This is a genomic window from Donghicola mangrovi (assembly GCF_013377535.1).
Lineage (GTDB): Bacteria > Pseudomonadota > Alphaproteobacteria > Rhodobacterales > Rhodobacteraceae > Donghicola > Donghicola mangrovi.
Map to the genome: position 1 here is coordinate 190,484 of NZ_JABCJE010000003.1, position 20,878 is coordinate 211,361.

Consider the following 20,878-nt stretch of genomic DNA (forward strand, 5'->3'; position numbering starts at 1 on the left):
ACTAAGACGAATGCGTACATGACCCGAGGAGCGGTGCGCATGGCTGTTATGGCGGGGCTGGTCGCAATGATGACGATGGCACAGGGTCTGACGACCACTGTCAAGGCGGCACCCGACAGCTTTGCCGATCTGGCCGAAAAGGTCAGCCCTGCGGTGGTGAACATCACCACCTCCACCATGGTCGAGACCAACACAGGCCCCGGTCCCCAGGTCCCCGAAGGGTCCCCGTTCGAGGATTTCTTCCGCCAATTTCAGAACCCCGATGCCCCGCAGCAGCCCCACCGTAGCTCTGCCTTGGGTTCGGGCTTTGTGATCTCCGAAGACGGTTTCGTGGTGACCAACAACCACGTGATCGAGAACGCGGACGAGATCATGATCGAATTCACCAGCGGCCAGAACCTGCCCGCTAAGGTGATCGGCACCGACCCCAAGACCGACATCGCGGTCCTGAAGGTCGAAGCTGAAAAACCGCTGCCCTATGTGCCCTTCGGCAACAGCGACACTGCCCGCGTGGGCGACTGGGTGCTGGCCGTTGGTAACCCGCTGGGTCAGGGTTTCTCGGTGTCGGCCGGTATCGTATCGGCGCGTAACCGCGAACTTTCTGGCAGCTATGACGATTACATCCAGACCGACGCCGCCATCAACCGTGGCAACTCGGGCGGCCCGCTGTTCAACATGAACGGCGAAGTGGTTGGCGTGAACACCGCCATCCTGTCGCCGAACGGTGGCTCGATCGGGATCGGTTTCTCGATGGCGTCGAACGTCGTGTCCAAGGTCGTGTCGCAGCTGCAGGAATTCGGTGAAACCCGTCGCGGCTGGCTGGGTGTCCGCATTCAGGACGTGACCCCCGATGTGGCCGAAGCCATGGGTCTGGAAAGCGCCAAGGGCGCTCTGGTCACCGATGTCCCCCCGGGCCCCGGTCTGGACGCTGGCATCCAAGCGGGCGACGTGATCACCAGCTTTGACGGCGTGAACGTCGAGGATACCCGTGGTCTGGTCCGTCAGGTCGGCGACACTGCCGATGGCAAATCGGTCCGCGTCGTTGTGGTCCGTGAAGGCAAGAGCCAGACCATTCTGGTCACTCTGGGTCGCCGCGAAACCGCCGAAGGCACCGAGGACACCACCGCACCTGCCGCACAGGCAGAGCCCTCGAAGGCCGAAGTTCTGGGCATGAGCCTGTCGGAACTGAACGACACCGTGCGCACCGAACTGCAGCTGCCCCCCGCCAGCAAAGGTCTGGTCATCACCGAAGTGGCCGAGGACAGCGAAGCCTTCGACAAAGGTCTGCGCGCCGGTGACGTGATCTCCGAAGTGGGCCAGCAGCCCATCGAAGTGATCGGCGACCTGCAAGCCCGCATCGACGAGGCCCGCGAAGGCGGCCGAAAATCGGTGCTGCTGCTGATCCGCCGCATGGGCGAGCCCCGCTTTGTGGCTCTGACTGTGGACGCTGAATAAGGGGTAGGGTGCTCCACCACCCAACCGAACATCGGGCGCGGCCTTCGCAGGTCAGCGCCCGATCTGTTTTCCGGGGTCAGCTTTGCGGCGCCATCCCGAATTCCTCGCGGCCATAGGCGACAAGGCCCAGTTGCCGCGCGGCTTTCATGCTCAGGACATCACTGTCGAGCCCGAAGTCATGCTGGAACGCCTGAATGGCCCGCCGAGTGCGCACGTCCAGAACCCCGTCCGCCGTGCCCCGCAGATACCCGCGCAGCTCCAGCGCCCGCTGGAGCGAGGCGATGAAATCGGGGGTCAGGTCGCTCTCGCAGGGGGTTTCGAACCACTGCTCGCCACGATCCTGAACCATGTTCTGGCGGGTGACGGTGTTATAGGCCGCAGGCTGCACGGTGCCGTCATCCAGCGTGGTCTCGGGGGTGACAAGCACATGTTCGGTGACGGTTTCGATGATCGCGGGGGTAAACTCGACCCCCCAACAGGTGCCGGGCGCCGCGTCCGCAGGCCCATAGGAATGATAGCCAATGTCCGACGGCTCTGACAGATAGGCCGTGGTCACGACCCCGCCGCCACAGCCCTGCAACAGCAACGCCAGCCCCATTCCCGGTAAACCTGCTCCGAACCTTGACACCACTCTTCCTCGATCATGCGTTAGCCGCTTTTGCGCTGACACTAGCCCGAAATGCAACGGTGGCCTAGTCCCACAGTGCAGCGGCCATTTTCCCACTGGCGAGATGCGGCCTGATTGACTAGGTAAAGGCGAGTTTTGAAAGGGAAGACCAGCAAGATGGCCAAGATTACCTACATCGAGCATAACGGTACCGAACATGTCGTAGAGGTCGCGAACGGCCTGACCGTTATGGAAGGCGCACGTGACAATGGCATTCCGGGCATCGAAGCCGATTGCGGCGGCGCCTGCGCATGCTCGACCTGCCACGTCTACGTAGACCCCGCATGGGTCGAGAAACTGCCCGCCAAAGACGCTATGGAAGAGGACATGCTGGACTTTGCCTACCAGCCCGACCCCGAGCGTTCGCGCCTGACCTGCCAGATCAAGGTCAGCGACGCCATTGACGGTCTGGTCGTCCACATGCCCGAAAAGCAGATCTGATGCTGCGGGCGGCGGCGCTGGGTCTGGCATTTCTGGCCACTCCGGCGCTGGCCGAAACGATCACGTGGGCGGGCTATGACGGCCCGACCACCCGCTACCCCCACGGCGTTCTGGGGGACACCACCGAACACACCATCCTGCGGATCAAAACCGATCAGGGCAGGGCGCTGGCCATCGAATGGCCCACGGACATCGTGTTCGAGGACACCGACCCCCTCCTTGTCGATCTGGATGCCGATGGCACTGCCGAAGTGCTGACCGTCGAAAGCCACCAGTCCTACGGCTCGCGCCTTTCGATCTATCGGCTCTATGACGGGACGCTGTCCTTGGCTGCTGCGACCGCATTCATCGGTCAGCCCTACCGTTGGATGGCCAAGATTGGCGCGGCGGATTTCACCGGTGACGGTCACAAGGAAATCGCCCTGATCGACCGTCCCCACTTGGCCCGCACCCTGCGCCTTTACCGGTACGAGGCGGTCGGCGACACCGCCACCCTGACCCAGATCGCCGAGGCTCCGAACCTCAGCAATCACCAGATCGGCTGGCCCTATATCGCCAGTGGCATCCGCACCTGCGGACCGCAGCCTGAAATCATCACAGGCAACTCCGACTGGTCGCAGATCATGGCGACCACCTTTGAGAACGGCCAGCTCACCTCGCGCCCCATCGCCGCCTACCAAGGCCCCGAAAGCATTCAGGGCGCGCTTAAGTGCACGCCCTGATCTTCATCTTGGTAAAAATACTCCGGGGGAGGCCGCGTCAGCGGACGGAGGCAGAGCCCCCAACCCCCCTCAACGCTGCAGCTGACGCCAGCCGATATCGCGGCGGCAGAAGCCTTCGGGCCACTCCACGCGGTCAACCATGCCATACGCGCGATCACGGGCCTCTTGCAGGGTCGCGCCGCGGGCAGTGACGTTCAGCACACGGCCACCGGTCGCCAGCACCTTGCCACCTTCGGCCTTGGTGCCCGCGTGGAAGACAACGTTCATGCTGTCGTTCTCGATCGCGTCCAGACCTTTGATCTCGGTGCCTTTGACGTAGCTGCCGGGATAGCCCTCGGCGGCCATGACGACGGTCATCGCGTGGTCATCGGCCCAGTTCACGGTCATCTCGGACAGACGACCCTCGGCACACGCCTGTATCAGGTCCAGCGCCTGAGCGCCAAGACGCATCATCAGCACCTGACACTCGGGATCACCGAAGCGCACGTTGTATTCCACCAGACGGGGCTGGCCGTTTTCGATCATCAGACCGACATACAGAACGCCCGAATAGGGAGTGCCGCGGCGGGCCATCTCGGCCATTGTCGGGCGTACGATCTCTTCCAGTGCCTTTTCGGTCACCGAGGCGTCCATGATCGGTGCGGGCGAATAGGCGCCCATGCCGCCGGTGTTGGGGCCGGTGTCGCCTTCGCCGACGCGCTTGTGGTCTTGGGCGGTGCCAACGGGCAGCACGTCATTGCCATCGACCAGCACGAAGAAGCTCGCTTCCTCGCCGGTCATGAACTCTTCGATTACGACCTCTGCGCCAGCCGCACCAAAGGCGCCGCCGAACATGTCGTCGATCGCGTCCAGCGCTTCTTGCTCTTCCATCGCGACGATCACGCCTTTGCCAGCGGCCAGACCGTCGGCCTTGACCACGATGGGTGCGCCTTGTTCGCGGATGTAGGCTTTGGCGGGCTCGGCCTCGGTGAAACGGGCATAGGCGGCCGTGGGCGCGTTCACCGCGTCACAGATTTCCTTGGTAAAGCTTTTCGAGGCTTCCAGACGTGCCGCCGCCGCATTGGGGCCGAACACGGGGATTTGCGCCTCGCGCAGACGGTCTGCGACGCCAGCGGCCAAGGGCGCTTCGGGGCCGATGATGACCAGATCAATCGCTTCGGCCTCGGCAAATTGCAGAACCGCCGCAGGGTCTTCGGCATTCAGCGAGGCGCAGGTGGCGATCTGTGCGATGCCCGCGTTGCCGGGGGCGACGATCAGTTTATCGCACTTGGGGTTCTGCGACACGGCCCACGCCAGCGCATGTTCGCGGCCACCGCCGCCAAGGATCAGGATGTTCATGGGCTTCTCCCGCTTGGGTTTTCGTTGCGGGCGTTCTAGTTTGGGATCAACCAAAGAACAAGCGAGGCAAGCATGGACCTGTTCGAAGACGACGCACCGGGCCAGAATGCACCCGAATTTACCGTTTCCGAGCTGTCAGGCGCGGTCAAGCGCATGGTCGAGGGTGAATTCAGCCACATCCGGATTCGCGGAGAGATCGGTCGCGTGTCGTGGCCGCGCTCGGGTCACGTCTATCTGGACCTCAAGGATGACAAGTCCGTTCTGGCCTCGGTTATCTGGAAGGGCGTCGTCAGCCGTCTGCCCACCCGCCCCGAAGAGGGGCTGGAGGTCATCGCCACCGGCCGCCTGACCACCTTTCCCGGCCAGTCGAAATACCAGATGGTGATCGAGGATATGCGCCCCGCCGGTGTGGGTGCCCTGATGGCCATGCTGGAGGCCCGCAAGAAAAAGCTCGAAGGGGAGGGGTTGTTCGACCCCGCCCGCAAGCGCCCGTTGCCCTATCTGCCCGAGATTATCGGCGTGGTGACCTCGCCCTCGGGTGCGGTGATCCGCGATATCCTGCACCGCCTGCGCGACCGTTTCCCGCGCAAGGTCCTGATCTGGCCGGTCGCCGTGCAGGGTGAAAAATGCGCCCCCGAAGTCGCCCGCGCCATCGAGGGGTTCAACCGCATGACCCCCGGCGGCGCGATGCCGCGACCCGATGTGCTGATTGTGGCGCGTGGGGGTGGTTCGATCGAGGATCTCTGGGGTTTCAACGAAGAGATTGTCGCCCGCGCCGCCGCGGCCTCTGACATCCCGCTGATTTCGGCTGTGGGACACGAGACAGACACCACTCTGATCGACTTTGTCAGCGACCGCCGCGCGCCGACCCCCACCGCCGCCGCCGAGATTGCTGTGCCTGTGCGGACCGAGCTGATGTATGCGCTGGATGATTACGCCGCCCGTCTGGGGCGGGGGATGTCCCGTGCGTTGGACCTGCGTGGCCAGCGGTTGCGCGACCTGTCCCGCGCTTTGCCGCGCCCCGAGCGGCTGGTCGAGAACGCGCGCCAACGGCTGGACTTTGCGTCGGAACGTCTGCCCTCGGCCCTGCGCCGCAATGTGGATGCCCGCCGTCTGCGCCTGTCCGAGGCCGCTGGCAGCCTGCGCCCCGGCACCCTGCGCCGCGCCATCCAGTCCGAAGCCCAGCGGGCAGAACGTTTGGCCGCCCGTCTGGCCCCAGCCGAATCCCGTCTGATCGCCGCCCGCCGCGATGCCCTAAACGCCCGTGCGGCCCGACTGCGCCCCGAAGCCCTGAGTGCCGAGTTGTCCCGCCAGACCACCGAACTGGCCCGCCTGACCCAACGTCTGAGCGACGCGCAAAAACGCAACGAGACCCAGCGGCAGGACCGGCTGGATGCCTCGGCGCGCCTGTTGGAAACGCTGTCCTATCATCGGACTTTGGATCGTGGTTATGCGGTTGTCCGCAGCGACAACAACGTGATCACCAGCGCCGCCGCCGCCAAAACCGCTGGTGCGCTAGAGATCGAATTCGCCGACGGCCGCATCCAGATCGGCGGCGCCGCAAAGCCCACCAAAAAGACCAAGGACACCGGCCCCAGCCAAGGCAGCCTGTTCTAAACGCCGACCTCGGGTCCGGGGCAGGACAGCGGTCCGTTGCCCCGATCCACCTCATACAGGCTCTGGTCATCGGGGTCGGTCAGGAAATCCGCCCGCAGCCCATCGCCGGTGTCAAAGAACGACCAGCACTGGGGTGTCGGCGTGTCATTGTAGACAAAGCAGATGCTGTCCCCCTCGGGGTACCAGTAGCCCTCGTCGCATTTGCCATCCAGAAAGGACCAGCGCACGCGGCGGTTGGGCAGGTATTCCTCGGCGCCATAAGGTTCGCCGGACAGACCATAGGTCAGCACTTTGCCTTCGACCTTGCGCGCAAATTCATCGGCGGTCAGTGCGTCATCGGCCAAAACAGCCGCAGGGAGGATCAGTGAAAAAGCAGCAATAAAACGCAGCATGAAAACTCCGGAGGTTTGAAGCACCATAGGGCAGTAATTTTGGGGTGTCCCGTGCCTTTTCTTTCGACCACAGAAGGTTTACCTCTGTGCCAGCTATATAAAGGGGTGCCAATGGCGTTTTTCCGCAAGCTCCGCGACCGCATGTTCAAATCTTCCTCCAAGCTCGATCAAGGGCTGGAGGCGCTGATCGAAGACGGGGCCGATGAAACGCCCGAAGTTGCGCCCGCTGCGCAGCCTGTCCCCGAACCCGTCGCCCAAGCCGCCCCCGCGGCTGCCCCTGCGCCCAAGGCCGGTATTCTGGGCCGCCTGACCGGTGCCGATACCAGCCCGCGCCGGACCCTAGACGACGACATGCTCGAAGAGCTCGAGGATCTGCTCGTGGCCTCGGACATGGGCGTGGAAACGGCCCAACGTGTCGCCGCGAACATCGCCCAAAGCCACCTTGGCCAGCGCGTCAGCCAGACCCAGATCAAGGAACTTCTGGCCCGCGAAATCACCCGCATCATGGAGGGCGTGGCCCGCCCCCTGCCGATCTACCCCAAAAAGCCGCAGGTCGTGCTGGTCGTGGGCGTGAACGGTTCGGGCAAAACCACCACCATCGGCAAACTCGCCAGCCAGTTCAAAGCGGCGGGCAAGAACGTGGTGATCGCTGCCGGTGACACCTTCCGCGCCGCCGCGGTCGAACAGCTGCAGGTGTGGGGCCAGCGCGCCAACGTGCCCGTCCTGACCGCGCCCGAAGGGTCCGACCCCGCCAGCCTCGCGTTCGAAGCCATGACCAAGGCCGAAGCCGAAGGCGCCGACCTGCTGATGATCGACACCGCAGGCCGGTTGCAGAACCGTTCGGACCTGATGGAAGAGCTGGCGAAAATCGTCCGCGTCATCCGCAAAAAAGACCCCGACGCCCCCCACAACACCCTTCTGGTGCTGGACGCTACCACGGGCCAGAACGCGGTCACTCAGGTCGAAATCTTCAAACAGATCGCCGATGTTTCGGGCCTCGTGATGACCAAACTCGACGGCACAGCGCGCGGCGGTGTCCTCGTGGCGCTGGCGGACAAGTTCGGCCTGCCGATCCATGCCATCGGCGTGGGCGAGCAGATCGACGACCTCGACGCCTTCGACCCCGAAGATTTCGCCAAAGCCCTCGTGGGCATCGAATAATCTTTCACCTTGTAAAAATACCCCGGGGGAGCCCGCATCAGCGGGCGGGGGCAGCGCCCCCATCCCCCATCCCCGAAAGGCGCAGCCCTTGAGCGATTGGCTCCTCTCCCTCGAAGGGACCGAAGCAGGTCACACCCTTGCCCTGATCCTCGCGGTCTCGGCCGCTATCCTGCACGCATTCTTTGGTGCTCTGCAAAAGGGGCGGCATGACCCTTGGCTCAGCCGCGGTGCGATGGATGCCAGCTATGGTCTGATGGCCGCACCTTTTGCCCTCTTTGTGTTCCCGTGGCCCGAGCCGCATATGTGGCCGATTTTTGCGGGCATGTTCGCGATCCATCTAGTCTACAAAATCCTGCAAGGGATGGCCTATGCGCGGGGGGCCTATACGGTGGTCTATCCCGTGGTGCGCGGCACTGGTCCCTTGTTCACTGTGATCGGCGCGTTCCTGATTTTCGGGGAAACCTTCAGCGCGGGGCAGTGGCTGGGGGTGGCGATCCTGCTGACGGGGATCTTTGGCCTCGCGCTCTATAACTACATCCATATCGAGGTCGACCGCGACACGCTGGTCCCCGCGTTGGTACTGGCGTTCATCACCGGTGCCTTTGTCGCGCTTTATACAACCTACGACGCCTACGGCATACGTGCCACGGCGGACCCGTTCACCTTCCTGTCGTGGTTCTTCTTTATCGATGCGCTGGCGATGCCGGTCTATGCCACCTACCGCTGGCGCAAAATGGCGGACCGTCCTGCGCTGGGGCCGCTGGCCTTGCGCGGCGTGATCGGGGGCCTGATCGCCTTTGGCAGCTTTGGGACCATCATGCTGGCCACCCGTCTGGACAAAGTCGGCGAGGCCGCCGTCCTGCGGGAAACCTCGACCGTGTTCGCGGCGCTGATCGGCTGGATCGTGCTGGGGGAAAAGGTCGGGCCGCGCAGAATTATCTTAATGTCGCTGATCGCCCTCGGCGCGATCGTTGTGGAATTCGGAGGCTAACCCCATGGCAACCCCCAAACACGTCAGCCCGATGATCAAGGGCGTTCTGGAATACGGGCCGGTGCTGGCCTTTTTCGTGGCCTATGTCCTGCTCAAGGATAAAACCTTTGTTGTGGGCGGTCAGGAGTACAGCGGCTTCATTGCGGTGACGGCGGCGTTCGTGCCGCTGATGGTCATCTGCTCGGGCCTTTTGTGGAAGCTGACGGGCCATATGTCCAAGATGCAGGCGGTGACGCTGGTGCTGGTCGTGGTCTTTGGCGGCCTGTCCGTCTGGCTGAACGACGAACGCTTCTTTAAGATGAAGCCGACCCTGATCTACCTGATCTTTGGCCTGATCCTCGGCTTTGGCCTGTTGCGTGGCCAAAGCTACTTGCGCGTCGTAATGGAAGAAGCCCTGCCCATGCAGCACGAGGGCTGGATGATCCTGACCCGCCGCGTCTGCGCGTTCTTCTTTGGCCTCGCGCTGCTGAACGAAGTGATCTGGCGCACCCAGAGCACCGAGACATGGGTAAGCTTCAAGACCTTTGGCCTGACGCTGGCGATTCTCGCGTTCTTTATGACGCAGGGCAAACTCTTCCAGAAATACGGGATCGAGCAGGATAAAGAGGGCTGATCAGCCCTCTGCCGCGATCGCTTTGGCGCAGGCCATGGCCGACGACCAAGCCCATTGGAAGTTGAAGCCCCCAAGCCAGCCGGTCACATCCACACATTCACCAATCGCATAGAGGCCGGGGACATCCTTGGCCTCCATTGTTTTGGAGGACAACCCGTTCGTGTCGATCCCGCCCAAAGTCACCTCGGCGGTGCGGTACCCTTCGGAGCCGGTGGGCGTCAGTTCCCAGTCCGCCAGCAGGGCGGCAACCTCGGACAGGCGTTTGTCGGTGGTGTTGGCCAACTGGTCCTGCAGGCCCCACGTCTCGTCCAGAAGCTGCGCCAGCTTCTTGGGCAGGTGCTCGGCCAGTGCGGTGCCGATCTGGCGGCGGGGCGTGTCTGTGCGGGCCTGTCGCAGCAGCGCCATCCAGTCATTCTCGGGGCAGAGGGTCATGTGGATGCTATCGCCCTCGGTCCAATAGGACGACGCTTGCAGGATCGCGGGGCCGGATAGCCCGCGATGTGTAAACAATACTGCCTCGTCAAAGCTGCCGTTTCCAGCGCGCACCCGACCGGGAATCGCCGTCCCCGAGATGCCCGCAAAGGGCTGGCTGCTGAATGTCAGTGGCACGAGGGCAGGGCGCGTGTCGGTCACCTTCAGGCCGAACCCTTGGGCGATCTGGTAGGCGATGCCCGTGGCCCCCATTTTCGGAATGGATTTGCCGCCCGTGGCCAGCACAACGCGCTTGGCCTCGACCGTCATGGAGCGACCGGATCTAACAAGACGCACCTGAAACAGATCGCCCTCGCGACTCACCTCTTCGACGGCGGTTTCCAGCCACAGCTCGGCGCCTGCCTGCGCCATCAGATCGAGCAGCATTTTGACGATATCCTTTGCGCTGTTATCGCAAAAGAGCTGGCCAAGGGTCTTTTCGTGCCACTTGATTCCCGCCTTGTCGACCATCGCGACAAAGTCCCACTGGGTGAAACGGGCCAGCGCGGATTTGCAAAAATGCGGGTTTCCAGAGATGAAATTCGCCGGTTCGGCGAACATATTGGTAAAGTTGCACCGTCCCCCGCCGGAAATGCGGATTTTCTCGCCCGCAGCCTTGGCATGGTCGACGACAAGCACGCGTCCACCGCAGTGGGCAGCGCACATCATTCCGGCCGCTCCGGCCCCGAGGATCAGTGTGTCATAGGTCATACCGGCGGATTGTCGCGAATTTGCCAAGGAATCAAGAGGACACTGGCCACAGCGTCTCTTTCACGATAGAATCGCTTGCAGATCCCGCAAAGGGACAGAGCAGAGGCATAATTCGGCAGGTCACCCATGACAGAAATGGTCTATGGCGCTGTGCGCGTCCAAACCGGCGAACCTATCCTTCCCAGATGGTGGCGCACGGTCGATAAGTGGACGCTCAGCTGTATTGTTGCGCTTTTCGGTGTTGGTCTTTTGTTGGGCTTTGCGGCGTCTCCGCCGCTGGCAGGTCGTAACGGCCTGAACGCATTCTATTACGTCCAGAGGCAGGCGTTCTTTGGCGGCATGGCGATCATGGCGGCCCTCGTGGTGTCGATGATGTCGCCCCAGCTGATCCGCCGCTATGCGGTGCTTGGCTTTGCGGGCGCGCTGGTGTCGCTGATGCTGCTGCCGTTTCTGGGCACGGACTTTGGCAAAGGGGCGGTGCGCTGGTATTCGTTGGGCTTTGCTTCGTTCCAGCCGTCGGAATTCCTCAAGCCGATGTACATCGTGACCGCCGCATGGCTGATGGCCGCGGGCCAAGAGCTGAACGGCCCTCCGGGCAAGCTGATCTCTTTCCTGCTGACGTGCTTTATCGTGATCCTGCTGGCGTTCCAGCCGGACTTCGGTCAGGCGGCGCTGGTGCTGTTCGCATGGGGCACGATGTATTTTGTGGCCGGTGCGCCTATGCTGCTGCTGACGGGGATTGCCGGTCTGGTGACCCTTGGCGGGATTTTCAGCTACCACAATTCGGAACACTTTGCCCGCCGGATCAACGGCTTTCTCAGCCCCGATGTCGATCCGCGCACCCAGCTCGGCTACGCCACCAACGCCATCCGCGAGGGCGGCTTCTTTGGTGTGGGCGTCGGCGAGGGCGAGGTGAAATGGTCGCTGCCTGACGCGCATACGGACTTTATCATCGCGGTTGCCGCCGAGGAATACGGCCTGATCCTAGTGTGGGCGATTATTGCGCTCTATGCGCTGGTGGTCGTGCGTTCTCTGGTTCGTCTGGTCAAGGAACGCGATCCCTTTATTCGTCTGGCGGGCACCGGTCTGGCGTGCTCGTTCGGGGTGCAGGCGATGATCAACATGGGCGTGGCCGTGCGTCTTCTGCCCGCGAAAGGCATGACTTTGCCCTTCGTGAGCTACGGTGGCTCGTCGCTGATCGCGATGGGTATTGCAGTCGGGATGCTTCTGGCGTTTACCCGCAAGCGGCCGCAAGGCCAAATCGGTGAGTTGTTGCGAGGACGGGGGCGTCTATGACCAAGCCACTTTTGCTGATCGCTGCCGGGGGAACCGGTGGGCACATGTTTCCTGCTCAGGCTTTGGCCGAGGCGATGCTGGCAAAAGGGTGGCGCGTCAAGCTGTCAACAGACCCAAGGGGCGCGCGGTACACGGGCGCCTTTCCTGCTGATGTGGTGATCGAACAGGTGTCCAGCGCGACCTTTGCGCGGGGCGGGGTGCTGGCGAAACTGCTGGCGCCGTTCAAGATCATTGGCGGCATCCTGTCGGCCCGCAGCGCGATGTCCTCGGACCGTCCGGCGGTGGTTGTGGGCTTCGGTGGCTACCCGTCGATCCCTGCGATTTCGGCGGCCACGTGGATGGGCTTGCCGCGCATGATCCACGAACAGAATGGTGTCTTGGGGCGGGTCAATCGGGTATTTGTTGCCAAAGTGAATGCAGTTGCGTGCGGTACCTGGCCGACCAATCTGCCCGACGGGGTCGAAGGGACCTATACCGGCAACCCCGTGCGCGAGGCTGTGCTGGCCGAAGCTGGCGCACCCTATTTCACGCCCACCGAAAGCGGCCCGCTGAACCTGTTGGTGATCGGTGGCTCGCAAGGTGCGCGCATTCTGTCGGATGTGGTGCCTGCCGCGATTGCCGCCTTGCCCGCCGACCTGCGCGAACGTCTGCATGTTAGCCATCAGGCGCGGGGCGAGGACGAGGATCGCGTCAAAGCCTACTACGCCGAAGCGGGGATTTCCGCGACGGTGTTGCCGTTCTTCTCGGATGTGCCAGAGCGTATGGCCTCGGCCCAGTTGGTGATCAGCCGGTCGGGGGCGTCCTCGGTTGCGGATCTGACGGTGATCGGGCGTCCGGCCATTCTGGTGCCTTTCGGCGCGGCAACCGGCGATCACCAGACTGCCAATGCGCGGGGTATGGCCGATGCGAACGCCGCCATTCTGATCCCCGAAGGCGAATTCAATGCAAACGCGGTGGCCAGTGCCATCACGGAAATTCTGACCCAGCCCGCCAAGGCCCACGACATGGCCCAAGCCGCCCTGTCTGTTGGTCGCCCTGACGCCACCGAGCGTCTGGTCGCCTTGGTCGAGGGGCTGGCCCAAGCCAAATAAGAAAGACGATTTACTATGAACGCTGCGACCAAGCTGCCCACCGATGTCGGTCCCATCCATTTTGTCGGGATCGGCGGGATCGGGATGTCGGGGATTGCCGAAGTGCTGATCAACCACGGCTACACGGTTCAGGGCTCTGACCAGAAAACCAGCAAGATCACCGATCGTCTGGCGGGCATGGGCGCAACCATCTTCGAAGGACAGCGTGCCGAGAACCTTGAGGGAGCAGAGGTCGTTGTGATCTCGTCCGCGATCAAACGCGGCAACCCTGAATTGGACGAGGCCCGCCGCCGCGGTCTGCCCGTGGTGCGCCGCGCAGAGATGCTGGCCGAACTGATGCGCCTGAAGTCAAACATCGCGATTGCGGGCACCCACGGGAAAACCACCACCACCACTATGGTTGCCGAACTGCTGGTGGCTGGCGGGATCGACCCCACGGTCGTGAACGGCGGGATTATCCACGCTTATGGCTCGAACGCGCGTATGGGGCAGGGCGAGTGGATGGTTGTCGAAGCGGACGAGAGCGACGGCACCTTTAACCGTCTGCCCGCAACCATCGCCATCGTCACCAACATCGACCCCGAGCATATGGAACACTGGGGCGATTTCGACACCCTGCGCGAAGGTTTCTACCAGTTCGTGTCGAATATTCCGTTCTATGGCATGGCCGTGTGCTGCACCGACCACCCCGAGGTTCAGGCGCTGGTGGGCAAGATCACCGACCGCCGCGTGACGACCTTTGGCTTTAACGCTCAGGCGGATGTGCGGGCGGTGAACCTGCGGTACGAGGGCGGCGTGGCCCATTTCGACATCCGTCTTCAGCAAGAGGACATCGTGATCGAAGGTTGCACCCTGCCCATGCCGGGGGACCACAACGTCTCGAACGCGCTGGCCGCTGTGGCCGTGGCCCGTCATCTGGGCATGAAGGCCGAGGAAATCCGCGCTGCGCTGGCGGCCTTTGGTGGGGTGAACCGCCGCTTTACCAAGGTGGGCGAAGTGAACGGTGTGACCATCATCGACGACTACGGCCACCACCCGGTCGAGATTGCCGCCGTGTTGAAGGCTGCGCGTCAGGCGACCTCTGGCCGCGTGATCGCCGTGCACCAGCCCCACCGCTATACCCGCTTGCATTCGTTGTTCGACGACTTCTGCAACTGCTTCAATGAAGCAGACGTGGTGGCCATCGCCGAGGTTTATGCCGCAGGCGAGGCTCCGATCGAGGGCGCAAGCCGTGATGATCTGGTGGCCGGTCTGATCCGCCACGGGCACCGCCACGCCCGCGCTCTGCACAACGAAGAGGATCTGGAGCGTCTGGTGCGCGAACAGACCCAGCCCGGTGATATGGTGGTCTGCCTTGGAGCAGGGACCATCAGTGCATGGGCGAACAACCTGCCGACCCGTCTGGGGAGCTAAGGAAAGGTGTCCATGATGTCCGCCGCTGATCTGGTTTTGGGCGCGGCGTGCGTCTGGGTTTTGCTGGCCGCGCTGATGGCGATGCTGTTTCGCGGCCGACGTCTATGGATGTGTGCCTACGGGCTGATTGCGACCGGCATTCCCTTGCTGGTCGCTTTATTTTTGACGAATGGCCCTTGGATAGGGCTCGGGTTTCTGGCAGCAGGTCTGTCAATTCTGCGCTGGCCGGTGATCTACCTGTGGCGCTGGCTGACCCGCAATAGGAGAACACCCGATGCAGATGCCTGAGGTTCGTGGCACCCTGACACAAAACCGGCCTTTGGCGGACCTGACCTGGTTACGGGTCGGGGGCCCTGCGGATTGGTTGTTCCAGCCTGCCGACCTCGAGGATCTGTGCGCCTTCCTCAAGGCGATTCCCGTCGATGTGTCAGTATTTCCTATGGGTGTGGGGTCGAACCTGATTGTGCGCGACGGCGGTATCCGCGCTGTGGTGGTGCGTCTCGGGCGCGGATTTAACGGCATCAGCTTTGACGGAAATCGCGTAACCGTGGGTGCGGCCTTGCTTGATTCCATGGCTGCACGCAAAGCCGCCGCCGAAGGGCTTGATCTGACATTTTTGCGCACCATCCCCGGCTCGATCGGGGGGGCGATCCGGATGAACGCGGGATGTTACGGCACATATGTGGCCGATCATCTGGTCTCTGCTCAGGCCGTGACCCGCGAAGGGGAGGTGGTGACTCTGTCCGCGGCCGACCTGCAATTCGGATATCGTAACAGCACCTTGCCAGAGGGCTGGGTTCTGGTGTCCGCGGTGTTCGAGGCGCCCGCGGGTGATCCTGCGGAACTGGAACAGAAAATGGCGGACCAACTTGCAAAGCGCGACGCCACCCAACCGACAAAAGATCGCACTGCCGGTAGCACTTTTCGCAATCCGGCAGGGTTTTCCAGCACAGGTCGCGCCGATGACGTGCATGACCTGAAGGCATGGAAGCTGATCGACGATGCAGGAATGCGCGGTGCTACCATTGGTGGAGCGCAGATGAGCCCGATGCACTCGAACTTCCTTGTGAACACCGGAGAGGCAACTGCGGATGATCTCGAAAGGTTAGGGGAACTCGTCCGAAAAAGCGTTTTTCAATCCAGTGGATTAGAGCTAGAATGGGAAGTAATCCGGATTGGTACAAAATCCTGATTGCGTTACCTGATTGTTAGTGAAATTAACGAAAAATCTGTAGCAATTTGAGACGTTTTGGGCTCAACTGTAAACAGATGTATAATAAGGCCAACAACGGCCGGAATATTAGAGGCAGATGTGGTGATGTCGAGCAGGGCACACCCGACTGTAGCGGTTCTATTGGGCGGTCCCTCGGCAGAGCGCGAGGTATCCTTGTCCAGCGGAAAAGAGTGCGCCGCTGCACTTCGGGGCGAAGGATTCGAGGTAGTCGAGGTCGATGCCGGCCCTGATCTGCCCGCGCGCCTTGCTGAAATTCAACCTGATGTTGTGTTCAACGCGCTCCACGGTCGCTGGGGCGAGGATGGCTGCGTTCAGGGCATTCTGGAATGGATGCACATCCCTTATACCCATTCGGGTGTTCTTGCGTCGTCACTGGCGATGGACAAGGCCCGCAGCAAGGAAGTCTACCGCGCGGCAGGTCTGCCCGTGGTCGAGAGCGTCCTTGCCAGCCGCGACGAGGTCCGCGCGCGTCACGTGATGCCCGCCCCCTATGTCGTGAAGCCCAATAACGAAGGCTCCAGCGTCGGTGTTTATCTGGTGCTGGACGGGGCGAATACACCGCCCCAGCTTTCTGACGAAATGCCTGAGACCGTGATGGTCGAAACCTTTGCGCCTGGCCGGGAACTGACGACCACCGTGCTGGGGGATCGTGCCCTGTGCGTGACCGACATCATCACCGAGGGCTGGTACGATTACAGTGCGAAATACAGTGTCGGCGGTTCGCGCCATGTTGTTCCTGCCGAGATTCCCGATGAAATCCGTGACGCGTGCTTTGACTATGCCGTGCGGGCCCACAACGCTCTGGGTTGCCGTGGCATGAGCCGCACCGATTTCCGCTGGGATGAAAGCCGTGGTGTGGATGGTCTGATCCTGCTCGAGACGAACACCCAGCCCGGTATGACCCCCACATCGCTAAGCCCCGAACAGGCCGGGGTCGCGGGCATGACCTTTGGTCAGCTTTGCCGTTGGCTGGTGGAGGACGCATCTTGCAACAGATGACCCGCCGCGCCGATCCTGCACCGTCCCGTTGGGCCTACAAGGTCCAGCGTCTGTGGCTGACCCCCGTGTTCCGGACCGGTCTGCGCACAGGTTTGCCGGTGTTGGTGGTGGCGCTGGTGGCTGGCATCTATCTGGGGAACGAACAGCGCCGTGCTGATCTGTTCGCCGGAATCGAAGGGATTAAGCGCGACTTTCAGGAGCGTCCCGAATTCATGGTCCAGATGATGTCCGTGGATGGTGCGAACGAAAAAACACTCAAGGCGATCCACGAACTGATGCCGGCGAATTTCCCGCTCAGCTCGTTCGATCTGAACCTTGGGGAACTGCGTGACAAAATCCGCGGCATTGATGCCGTCAAGGATGTCACTCTGCAAATCCGCTCGGGCGGGGTGCTTCAGGTCAATGTCACCGAACGCATTCCCGTGGCCCTGTGGCGTGGTCCCGAAGGTGTCGAAGTCATCGACGCCGAAGGGGTGCGCGCCGACAAACTGGGCACCCGTATCGAACGCCCCGACCTGCCGCTCATTGTAGGCGAGGGTGCAAAACAGAACGTCCCCGAGGCACTGGAACTGATCGCCGCCGCAGCACCGCTAAAAGAACGTGTGCGCGGCATTGTGCGTGTCAGCAACCGCCGTTGGGATCTGGTGCTGGACCGCGATCAGCGCATCCTGCTGCCAGAAGACGACGCAATTCGCGCGCTCGAGCGCGTGATCGCTCTTGAACAGGCAAAAGAGCTTCTGACCCGCGATGTGGCAGTCGTGGATATGAGACTGGCCGACAGGCCGACGATCCGGATGACAGAAACAGCACACAAAGAATTGCTGCGCGTCCGGGGGGTAAAAATCGAGGATTGAGGCAGATGATCGAGCTTTACGAAACACAGCGCGCGATGCGCGGACTACGAAAAGCGGCCCTTCAGCGCGGGGTGATCGCAATTTTGGACGTCGGCACGTCCAAGATCGCATGTCTCGTGCTCAGGTTCGACCGGACCGACTCCTTTGTCGAGGGCGAGGATATCGGCTCGATGGCGGGGCAGGCGGGCTTCCGTGTTGTCGGTGCGGCGACTACCCGTTCGCGCGGTGTCCGCTTCGGCGAGATCGACGCCATGGCAGAAACCGAGCGCGCCATTCGCACCGTTGTTCAGGCGGCGCAGAAGATGGCCGGCGTGCGCGTTGACCACGTGATCGCGACCTTCTCGGGCGCGCGTCCGCGCAGCTATGGTCTGGCCGGTGCGGTGGATTTGGATGGTCAGCAGGTGACCGAAGAGGATATCGCCCGCGTTCTGGCCTCTTGCGAGGTGCCGGATTACGGCTCAGGCCGCGAAGTGCTGCACGCGCAGCCCGTGAACTTTGCGCTGGATCACCGCTCGGGGATGATCGATCCGCGCGGTCAGATCGGCAACACACTCAGCTGTGATATGCATATGCTGACAATTGATGCGAGCGTGATCCAGAATCTGGCATACTGCATCAAGCGTTGCGACCTCGAATTGGCGGGTTTCGCAAACTCTGCTTACGTTTCGGGCACCTCGGCCCTGATCGAGGATGAAAAGGAACTAGGTGCGGCCTGCATCGATATGGGCGGCGGCACCACCGGCATCTCGATCTTTATGCGCAAGCACATGATCTATGCTGACACGGTCCGTATGGGTGGCGATCATGTCACCAGCGATATCTCGATGGGACTCTCGGTTCCCATGAGCACCGCCGAGCGGATCAAGACTTTCTACGGCGGGGTTTATGCGACCGGCATGGACGACCGCGAACTGATCGATCTGGATGGCGACAGCGGCGATTGGGAACACGACCGCCGCACCGTCAGCCGGACCGAGCTGATCGGCATCATGCGCCCGCGCGTCGAGGAAATCCTTGAAGAAGTGCGTGCGCGGTTGGATGCGGCCGGATTTGACCACCTTCCTAGCCAGCAGATCGTGCTGACCGGCGGCGGTAGTCAGATTCCCGGCCTTGACGGGCTGGCCAGCAAGATACTAGGGCAACAAGTGCGTCTGGGCCGGCCCCTGCGCGTACACGGACTTCCTCAGGCGGCCACGGGCCCCGGATTCGCAAGTGCAGTTGGCCTTTGCTGCTTCGCTGCGCATCCTCAGGACGAGTGGTGGGATTTCGACATGCCTGTCGAGAGATATCCCGCCCGTTCGTTGCAGCGCGCGATGAAATGGTTCAAGGACAACTGGTAAGCGCAATATCTGGTAAAATCGGCGAAATGCCGCTTTTTAGGGCTACCGCCCGACCATATTTTGTGTTGTCAGGTTGACTTTTTGGATGACGCCGTGGCTTAGGCCGCGTAGAATAAAATGTAATCAGGGACAAAACTGCCCGGTGGCACGGGCGACAAGCAGGCGGACAGATCATGACTTTGAACCTTTCGATGCCCGGACACGATGACCTCAAGCCCCGCATCACCGTGTTCGGTGTGGGCGGTGCCGGCGGCAACGCGGTCAACAACATGATCGAGAAACAGCTCGAGGGCGTGGAATTCGTGGTGGCGAACACCGACGCGCAAGCCCTTCAGCAGAGCCAGGCCTCGAGCCGCATCCAACTGGGTGTGAAGGTTACCGAGGGTCTGGGTGCAGGTGCCAAGGCAAGCGTTGGCGCCGCAGCTGCAGAAGAGAGCATCGAGCAGATTGTCGATCATCTGGCAGGCGCACACATGTGCTTCATCACCGCGGGTATGGGCGGCGGCACCGGTACTGGTGCGGCTCCGATCATCGCGCAGGCCGCCCGTGAACTGGGTGTGCTGACCGTTGGCGTGGTGACCAAACCCTTCCAGTTCGAAGGTGGCAAGCGCATGCGTCAGGCCGAAGAGGGCGTCGAAGCCCTGCAGAAGGTCGTGGACACGCTGATCATCATCCCGAACCAGAACCTGTTCCGTCTGGCCAACGAAAAGACCACCTTTACCGAAGCGTTCAGCATGGCTGACGACGTTCTGTATCAGGGCGTCAAAGGCGTGACCGATCTGATGGTTTGCCCCGGTCTTATCAACCTCGACTTTGCGGACGTTCGCGCCGTGATGGACGAGATGGGCAAAGCGATGATGGGTACCGGCGAAGCCGCTGGCGAAGATCGCGCAATTCAGGCCGCCGAAAAGGCGATCGCCAACCCGCTGCTGGACGAAATCAGCCTGCGCGGCGCCAAGGGTGTTCTTATCAACATCACCGGCGGTCACGATCTTACCCTGTTCGAACTGGACGAAGCTGCGAACCGCATCCGCGAAGAAGTGGATCCGGACGCGAACATCATCGTTGGTTCGACCCTCGACACCACTCTGGATGGCGTCATGCGCGTAAGCGTTGTGGCGACCGGCATCGACGCATCGAGCAGCCACATGGAGGCGCCCGCGCCCCGTCGTTCGATGGCAGAGCCGCTGACCCAGACCGTTACCGCAGAGCAGCCCGCTCCGGCGCCCCAGCCCGCGCCGCAGGCACAGGCACCGATGCAGCAGCCCATGGCCGCCGCACCCCAGTACCAGCAGCCCGCGCCGCAGCCCCAGTATCAGCAGCCTGCACCCCAGCAGCAGCCGGTCAGCTATCAGACTCCTGCGCCCGGCATGCAGCCCAAGCGCCCCGCGCCGCTGCCGCAGGAATCCTATCAGGCTCCGGTTCAGCAGCCCCGCGCTGCCGCGCCTCAGCCCCAGCAGCCCGAAGACCTGCCCCCTCCGGCCTACCAGCCGCGCATGGACGAGTATCCGGCAGCTGATCACGGTGGTGATTTCGTTGCACCCCAGCGTCCCGCGCCGGGCACCGCCAGCCCCGAGACCATGGCCCGCCTGACCGCAGCCGTGAACCGTGGTGGCCAGCAGCAGCGTCCGATGGGTGGCATGCCCGCTCAGGCACCTGCACGTCAGCCCGCACCTGCGCCCCAGCCCGAGAAGTCGCGTTTCGGCATCAACTCGTTGATCAACCGCATGACCGGCCACTCGAACGAACCGACCCGCCAGCAGCCGCAGCCCGAGCGTGGAAACCCGCAGGCAGCGCGCCGTGTTGCGCCTCCGGTTCAGTCGTTCGAGGAAGATGTTGATAACGATCCTGCCCAAGACAAGATCGAAATCCCCGCCTTCCTGCGCCGTCAGGCAAACTGATCCGCGAGGATTGAAACATTCAAGGCCACCTTCGGGTGGCCTTTTTTGTTTTTGAAATCATGGTGTTACAGCTGCCAAGATCCCTTAGGCATATTTTCGCCCGTCTTTCGTGTGGGGATGTTTCACCGTGTTGCAAAGATTGAATTGAGAGTCGGGCTGCTCAAAGTTAAC

General features: G+C 62.3%; 20 protein-coding genes. 16 read left to right on the plus strand and 4 right to left on the minus strand.

The window, feature by feature from the left end; all coding sequences use genetic code 11:
- The first annotated feature begins 39 nt into the window (after positions 1–39).
- Positions 40–1,455 (plus strand): DegQ family serine endoprotease, encoded by a 1,416-nt coding sequence (locus HJ536_RS08890; protein WP_420811089.1) that lies wholly within the window; start codon positions 40–42, stop codon positions 1,453–1,455.
- 76 nt (positions 1,456–1,531) lie between these two features.
- Here HJ536_RS08890 and HJ536_RS08895 read toward each other — a convergent pair whose 3' ends face one another.
- Positions 1,532–2,053, minus strand: a complete 522-nt coding sequence (locus tag HJ536_RS08895) for a peptidoglycan-binding domain-containing protein (protein WP_177157457.1) — start codon at positions 2,051–2,053, stop codon at positions 1,532–1,534.
- Positions 2,054–2,239: 186 nt separating this feature from the next.
- On the opposite strand from HJ536_RS08895, the gene HJ536_RS08900 reads away from it, so the two are divergent.
- Together HJ536_RS08900 and HJ536_RS08905 are read left to right on the plus strand one after the other, a co-directional pair.
- Positions 2,240–2,563, plus strand: a complete 324-nt coding sequence (locus tag HJ536_RS08900; protein ID WP_176853464.1) for a 2Fe-2S iron-sulfur cluster-binding protein — start codon at positions 2,240–2,242, stop codon at positions 2,561–2,563.
- Positions 2,563–3,285 carry an FG-GAP repeat domain-containing protein gene (locus tag HJ536_RS08905; protein WP_228028680.1) on the plus strand — a complete coding sequence of 241 codons (723 nt, stop codon included), beginning with the start codon at positions 2,563–2,565 and terminating at the stop codon, positions 3,283–3,285. Before HJ536_RS08900 ends, HJ536_RS08905 begins: the two co-directional genes overlap by 1 nt.
- Before the next feature lie 69 nt (positions 3,286–3,354).
- Here HJ536_RS08905 and purD read toward each other — a convergent pair whose 3' ends face one another.
- Positions 3,355–4,623: a phosphoribosylamine--glycine ligase gene (purD, locus tag HJ536_RS08910; protein ID WP_177157458.1), complete on the minus strand. Its 1,269-nt coding sequence runs from the start codon at positions 4,621–4,623 to the stop codon at positions 3,355–3,357.
- 72 nt (positions 4,624–4,695) lie between these two features.
- Between purD and xseA the strand changes: the two genes are divergently transcribed.
- The gene (xseA, locus tag HJ536_RS08915; protein WP_177157459.1) at positions 4,696–6,240 is read left to right on the plus strand and encodes an exodeoxyribonuclease VII large subunit; all 1,545 of its coding nucleotides are present in this window, start codon (positions 4,696–4,698) and stop codon (positions 6,238–6,240) included.
- Here the strand turns inward: xseA and HJ536_RS08920 are convergent.
- On the minus strand, positions 6,237–6,632 hold the full coding sequence (locus tag HJ536_RS08920; protein ID WP_176853460.1) for a hypothetical protein: 396 nt from the start codon (positions 6,630–6,632) through the stop codon (positions 6,237–6,239). The two genes, xseA and HJ536_RS08920, sit on opposite strands and share 4 nt — an antisense overlap.
- A 111-nt stretch (positions 6,633–6,743) precedes the next feature.
- On the opposite strand from HJ536_RS08920, the gene ftsY reads away from it, so the two are divergent.
- The 3 genes from ftsY to HJ536_RS08935 all read left to right on the plus strand — a co-directional run bounded on the left by ftsY (position 6,744) and on the right by HJ536_RS08935 (position 9,397).
- Positions 6,744–7,793 (plus strand): signal recognition particle-docking protein FtsY, encoded by a 1,050-nt coding sequence (gene ftsY, locus HJ536_RS08925; protein WP_177157460.1) that lies wholly within the window; start codon positions 6,744–6,746, stop codon positions 7,791–7,793.
- An 88-nt stretch (positions 7,794–7,881) separates the two neighbouring features.
- Positions 7,882–8,784, plus strand: coding sequence for an EamA family transporter (locus tag HJ536_RS08930; RefSeq protein WP_177157461.1), 903 nt, complete (start codon positions 7,882–7,884; stop codon positions 8,782–8,784).
- 4 nt (positions 8,785–8,788) lie between these two features.
- The gene (locus HJ536_RS08935) at positions 8,789–9,397 is read left to right on the plus strand and encodes an inner membrane-spanning protein YciB (RefSeq protein ID WP_177157462.1); all 609 of its coding nucleotides are present in this window, start codon (positions 8,789–8,791) and stop codon (positions 9,395–9,397) included.
- Here HJ536_RS08935 and HJ536_RS08940 read toward each other — a convergent pair whose 3' ends face one another.
- Positions 9,398–10,579, minus strand: a complete 1,182-nt coding sequence (locus HJ536_RS08940; RefSeq protein WP_177157463.1) for a BaiN/RdsA family NAD(P)/FAD-dependent oxidoreductase — start codon at positions 10,577–10,579, stop codon at positions 9,398–9,400.
- 126 nt (positions 10,580–10,705) lie between these two features.
- Here HJ536_RS08940 and ftsW point away from each other — a divergent pair, with 126 nt between their 5' ends.
- From ftsW to ftsZ, 9 genes are all read left to right on the plus strand, one after another.
- On the plus strand, positions 10,706–11,875 hold the full coding sequence (ftsW, locus tag HJ536_RS08945) for a putative lipid II flippase FtsW (RefSeq protein ID WP_176853455.1): 1,170 nt from the start codon (positions 10,706–10,708) through the stop codon (positions 11,873–11,875).
- A complete protein-coding gene (gene murG, locus HJ536_RS08950; RefSeq protein WP_177157464.1) occupies positions 11,872–12,966 on the plus strand; it encodes an undecaprenyldiphospho-muramoylpentapeptide beta-N-acetylglucosaminyltransferase in 1,095 nt (364 codons plus the stop codon). The genes ftsW and murG overlap by 4 nt, the downstream gene beginning before the upstream one ends.
- A 15-nt stretch (positions 12,967–12,981) precedes the next feature.
- The gene (gene murC / locus HJ536_RS08955; RefSeq protein ID WP_177157465.1) at positions 12,982–14,379 is read left to right on the plus strand and encodes a UDP-N-acetylmuramate--L-alanine ligase; all 1,398 of its coding nucleotides are present in this window, start codon (positions 12,982–12,984) and stop codon (positions 14,377–14,379) included.
- Positions 14,380–14,391: 12 nt separating this feature from the next.
- Entirely contained in the window at positions 14,392–14,667 is a 276-nt protein-coding gene (locus tag HJ536_RS08960; protein ID WP_228028383.1) for a DUF2484 family protein, read from the plus strand.
- Positions 14,654–15,571, plus strand: a complete 918-nt coding sequence (gene murB, locus HJ536_RS08965) for a UDP-N-acetylmuramate dehydrogenase (RefSeq protein ID WP_177157466.1) — start codon at positions 14,654–14,656, stop codon at positions 15,569–15,571. The genes HJ536_RS08960 and murB overlap by 14 nt, the downstream gene beginning before the upstream one ends.
- A gap of 126 nt (positions 15,572–15,697) precedes the next feature.
- Positions 15,698–16,612, plus strand: coding sequence for a D-alanine--D-alanine ligase (locus HJ536_RS08970; protein WP_177157467.1), 915 nt, complete (start codon positions 15,698–15,700; stop codon positions 16,610–16,612).
- Positions 16,609–17,466 (plus strand): cell division protein FtsQ/DivIB, encoded by an 858-nt coding sequence (locus HJ536_RS08975; protein ID WP_176853627.1) that lies wholly within the window; start codon positions 16,609–16,611, stop codon positions 17,464–17,466. Before HJ536_RS08970 ends, HJ536_RS08975 begins: the two co-directional genes overlap by 4 nt.
- Before the next feature lie 5 nt (positions 17,467–17,471).
- On the plus strand, positions 17,472–18,806 hold the full coding sequence (gene ftsA / locus HJ536_RS08980) for a cell division protein FtsA (RefSeq protein ID WP_177157468.1): 1,335 nt from the start codon (positions 17,472–17,474) through the stop codon (positions 18,804–18,806).
- A 173-nt stretch (positions 18,807–18,979) separates the two neighbouring features.
- Positions 18,980–20,707 (plus strand): cell division protein FtsZ, encoded by a 1,728-nt coding sequence (ftsZ, locus tag HJ536_RS08985; protein WP_177157469.1) that lies wholly within the window; start codon positions 18,980–18,982, stop codon positions 20,705–20,707.
- Positions 20,708–20,878: the final 171 nt, after the last annotated feature.

Excerpts from the sequence above, each read along its gene's own strand:
- HJ536_RS08890 (WP_420811089.1), top strand. The coding sequence starts at position 40 with ATGGCTGTTATGGCGGGGCTGGTCGCAATGATGACGATGGCACAGGGT.
- HJ536_RS08895 (WP_177157457.1), bottom strand. The coding sequence starts at position 2,053 with ATGGGGCTGGCGTTGCTGTTGCAGGGCTGTGGCGGCGGGGTCGTGACC.
- HJ536_RS08900 (WP_176853464.1), top strand. The coding sequence starts at position 2,240 with ATGGCCAAGATTACCTACATCGAGCATAACGGTACCGAACATGTCGTA.
- HJ536_RS08905 (WP_228028680.1), top strand. The coding sequence starts at position 2,563 with ATGCTGCGGGCGGCGGCGCTGGGTCTGGCATTTCTGGCCACTCCGGCG.
- purD (WP_177157458.1), bottom strand. The coding sequence starts at position 4,623 with ATGAACATCCTGATCCTTGGCGGCGGTGGCCGCGAACATGCGCTGGCG.
- xseA (WP_177157459.1), top strand. The coding sequence starts at position 4,696 with ATGGACCTGTTCGAAGACGACGCACCGGGCCAGAATGCACCCGAATTT.
- HJ536_RS08920 (WP_176853460.1), bottom strand. The coding sequence starts at position 6,632 with ATGCTGCGTTTTATTGCTGCTTTTTCACTGATCCTCCCTGCGGCTGTT.
- ftsY (WP_177157460.1), top strand. The coding sequence starts at position 6,744 with ATGGCGTTTTTCCGCAAGCTCCGCGACCGCATGTTCAAATCTTCCTCC.
- HJ536_RS08935 (WP_177157462.1), top strand. The coding sequence starts at position 8,789 with ATGGCAACCCCCAAACACGTCAGCCCGATGATCAAGGGCGTTCTGGAA.
- HJ536_RS08940 (WP_177157463.1), bottom strand. The coding sequence starts at position 10,579 with ATGACCTATGACACACTGATCCTCGGGGCCGGAGCGGCCGGAATGATG.
- ftsW (WP_176853455.1), top strand. The coding sequence starts at position 10,706 with ATGACAGAAATGGTCTATGGCGCTGTGCGCGTCCAAACCGGCGAACCT.
- murG (WP_177157464.1), top strand. The coding sequence starts at position 11,872 with ATGACCAAGCCACTTTTGCTGATCGCTGCCGGGGGAACCGGTGGGCAC.
- murC (WP_177157465.1), top strand. The coding sequence starts at position 12,982 with ATGAACGCTGCGACCAAGCTGCCCACCGATGTCGGTCCCATCCATTTT.
- HJ536_RS08960 (WP_228028383.1), top strand. The coding sequence starts at position 14,392 with ATGATGTCCGCCGCTGATCTGGTTTTGGGCGCGGCGTGCGTCTGGGTT.
- murB (WP_177157466.1), top strand. The coding sequence starts at position 14,654 with ATGCAGATGCCTGAGGTTCGTGGCACCCTGACACAAAACCGGCCTTTG.
- HJ536_RS08970 (WP_177157467.1), top strand. The coding sequence starts at position 15,698 with ATGTCGAGCAGGGCACACCCGACTGTAGCGGTTCTATTGGGCGGTCCC.
- HJ536_RS08975 (WP_176853627.1), top strand. The coding sequence starts at position 16,609 with ATGACCCGCCGCGCCGATCCTGCACCGTCCCGTTGGGCCTACAAGGTC.
- ftsA (WP_177157468.1), top strand. The coding sequence starts at position 17,472 with ATGATCGAGCTTTACGAAACACAGCGCGCGATGCGCGGACTACGAAAA.
- ftsZ (WP_177157469.1), top strand. The coding sequence starts at position 18,980 with ATGACTTTGAACCTTTCGATGCCCGGACACGATGACCTCAAGCCCCGC.